The 2062-nt window shown below is 34.3% G+C and carries 3 protein-coding genes; all 3 read right to left on the reverse strand.

From position 1 onward, the window contains the following. Nucleotides 1-17 precede the first annotated feature (17 nt). The 3 genes from PGOND44_RS14790 to PGOND44_RS14800 all read right to left on the reverse strand — a co-directional run bounded on the left by PGOND44_RS14790 (nucleotide 18) and on the right by PGOND44_RS14800 (nucleotide 1934). A complete protein-coding gene (locus PGOND44_RS14790; RefSeq protein ID WP_003445957.1) occupies nucleotides 18-491 on the reverse strand; it encodes an SRPBCC family protein in 474 nt (157 codons plus the stop codon). Between the two features lie 221 nt (nucleotides 492-712). Further along, nucleotides 713-1126 carry a DMP19 family protein gene (locus PGOND44_RS14795; protein ID WP_003445959.1) on the reverse strand — a complete coding sequence of 138 codons (414 nt, stop codon included), beginning with the start codon at nucleotides 1124-1126 and terminating at the stop codon, nucleotides 713-715. A gap of 178 nt (nucleotides 1127-1304) precedes the next feature. Then, nucleotides 1305-1934, reverse strand: coding sequence for a hypothetical protein (locus PGOND44_RS14800; RefSeq protein ID WP_003445961.1), 630 nt, complete (start codon nucleotides 1932-1934; stop codon nucleotides 1305-1307). Nucleotides 1935-2062: the final 128 nt, after the last annotated feature.

A 2062-nucleotide genomic window follows, 5' to 3' on the forward strand; every position in this document is an offset into this window, starting at 1 on the left:
CCACACGTACTTCTGCGTTATGTTATCACGTTTTTCCATTTTTCAGTTTCCGCAAATTCTTTTACAATTCTGTTCCGCTCCACAAGTAATTCCGTCATATATTTTTCAAGAAATAGCTTGTCCGCTAATTTACCTAAAATTCCGATTGGTGATTTATAATCAAAAAAATCAGTCATTAAAGTTCCGCCATTCAAATCCGCAAAGTGATGTTCGTGTTTAAATTCCGAAAACGCTCCGCTAACCATTTCGTCCGCAAAGTAATTTGGTCGGTCAAATTCGGTCACTTTTGAAGTCAGTTTTTGATAAATTCCAAAATGTTTCGCTCGCCACGTTACACTTTCATTTAGTCCTATTAAACCGCTTGTTTTTCCAGCGATTGCCTCTTCGTTTGTTTGGACTGTCGAAATTTTATGCAAATCAATACTCCGTGATAAATCGAAAACAATTTCCTTATTCGCTTTGATTACTGTTCGAAGTTCAATTCTCGGCATAATGTTTTTTTCGTATGTGTGGCAACGTCTCGGCTATGGTTAGTACGGGAATTAAAATTACTGAATTTTCGATTAAGCACTTAGCCAAATCTTTTTATTTTGTTTTACCTTTTCATTTTTAAAGCCAAATCAAAAGATTTGGCGGACTTCGTAAATATGCCTAAAACTTTGAATTAAGCACCAAACCCGTATTAATTATAGCCATTGTTGTAGTGCGTTTTTTATTTTCCAATTCCATTATTATTTATGTGTTCGATCAGAGTATTTTCTAATTCGTCTGATACTTTCCAAAATTTATCATCCATTTCCTCAATAACATCTTCCAGTTCGTCTTCATCAAATTTGTCAAACTGTTCTTGTCTTGCATCAGGTCCTTCAGGAACTCCATTTGGGAAATAGATTTTATTGAATTCACGTAATTGGTTTGCAACCGAATTAAAATTCAGATATTCTAGATCCGCAATTGTATCAGCATTTTTGTCCGCTCCGTGATTCATATAATGGTCCCATAATCCGTCAGTTGTCAAGGGTTCAACATTAAACCATACTCTCTGTTGCCGATTCAATTTATTATAATCCGTGAATCCTAAATCGACTATTTTTTCCCAAGTATTTTGGGCTTCTTCTCTTGTCATAAGTTCTGTTTCTCAAATGCACTACAACGGTTTGGGTATGGCAAGTGCGGGATTTGAAACCCGTATCTGACAGCCCGCAATAAATTTAATTAAATACGAGAAACTATGAATTTTAAACATAAACCCGCATTTGCTATACCTGTTGTTGTAGGGCGTTTTTTTTCTTTTAATAAATCAATTATTCAGTTGCAATTGTGTCTGTTTTGTATTTTTCTTTTAGTAGTCGTAAATCTGTTTTTAGTGTATTCAAACTATCAGTTAAAACGTCAACTTTTTGAGAAGTCTTTACAACAGTTTGAGTTAAGCTGTCAATCTTTGAATCATAGTCGTGATAAGGCTGATTCTGAACTAAAGTCGTCAAGAAAGACACTAAGATTGATACAGCAGTCAAAACAACAGCCCAAATAGTCAATTTTCTACCTAATCCTTTTTGAAATCGAATTATGTCAACTTCCGATTCTAATTTCTCATTCTGTAAGCGTTCAAGTCTGTTTTGCTCAGTTATTTCTTTTTGTTCGTTTTCAAATTGTTTGGTAAATCCGCCTTGTTGTTCTAAAAAGCGTTTTGTTATAGCATTAGACTCAAAGAACACTTCAAAATTATGCGGTTCGTTACTTCGTATGTGTGTAATAACAATATCATCTGCAGTATTCATTATTTTACGTAGCAGGACATACACAACTTCTTCATTTTGGTCAGGATATACTTCTTTCCAAATTGTTTCCGAATGGATTGGTCTGTCAGATTTATTTTTAATGAGATATTTTAAAATCTCATCCATTGCTTCATGTTCTGATATTTCTGTCATTCATTCTTTTTTAATGCCCTACAACGTTGATGTATATGAGCTGTGGCGTGTTAAAGCACAAACCTATCCAAATATAAACTAACTTTTGGAAATCCGTGGATTTTCCAAATAGGCACAGACCAAGCCAT

Origin of the sequence: Psychroflexus gondwanensis ACAM 44, from assembly GCF_000355905.1 — a bacterium.
Classification (GTDB): domain Bacteria; phylum Bacteroidota; class Bacteroidia; order Flavobacteriales; family Flavobacteriaceae; genus Psychroflexus; species Psychroflexus gondwanensis.